The sequence below is a fragment of the Pilosibacter fragilis genome (assembly GCF_032490495.1).
Classification (GTDB): Bacteria; Bacillota; Clostridia; order Lachnospirales; family Lachnospiraceae; genus Pilosibacter; species Pilosibacter fragilis.
This window is the reverse complement of sequence record NZ_JAVYJB010000068.1, coordinates 1-713: the sequence shown is the minus strand read 5'-3', so window position 1 is coordinate 713 and position 713 is coordinate 1. Positions and strand designations below refer to the sequence as shown.

1 rRNA gene is annotated in these 713 nt (G+C 55.4%); it reads left to right on the top strand.

Annotated features, from left to right (window positions below):
- Positions 1-713 (top strand): 23S ribosomal RNA (locus ABCW45_RS17760); the annotation flags it as partial.

Genomic DNA, 713 nt, shown 5'->3' with positions numbered 1-713 from the left:
GGGAAATCAACACGCACGCAACTCCGCAAGGAGCCAGGTGCAAGGTCTGAAAGGGCCTGAAGTCATAACTATACATACTAGAAACCAGACGATCTATCCCTGGGCAGGGCGAAGCTAGGCGAAAGCCTAGTGGAGGCTCGAAAGGGTTCTGACGTGCAATTCGTTCCCCAGACCTGGGGATAGGGGCTAAAGACCAATCTAGTCTGGTGATAGCTAGTTCCTTCCGAAGTGGGCCTGAGCCCAGTCCCGAGCGAGGCGGCTGGTGGGGTAGAGCACTGATTGGAAAACAAGGATCCGAAAGGGTCCACTTTCCTTTCAAACTACGAATCCACCCGCACCTAAGACTTTGGGAAACGGGTTAGTGGGGGTAAGCTCCACGACCGAGAGGGGGACAACCCAGACTGAGGTTAAAGTCCCCAAATGCTGGCTAAATGTCAAACCAAAGGGCGTCGTCAGCCTCAGACAGCGGGGAGGTAGGCTTAGAAGCAGCCATCCTTCAAAGATAGCGTAACAGCTCACCCGCCGAGGCTGACGGCCCCGAAAATTGACGGGGCTAAGCCAGCCACCGATACCTCAGAACGCAGCTTGTAGCTGCGCTGGTAGGAAGGCGTCCTGATTGGACAGAAGCTGGGCTGTGAGGTCCAGTGGACCGATCAGGATTGCGAATCCCGGTGGTCGTAACAGCAAAGAGAAGTGAGAATCTTCTCCGCCGA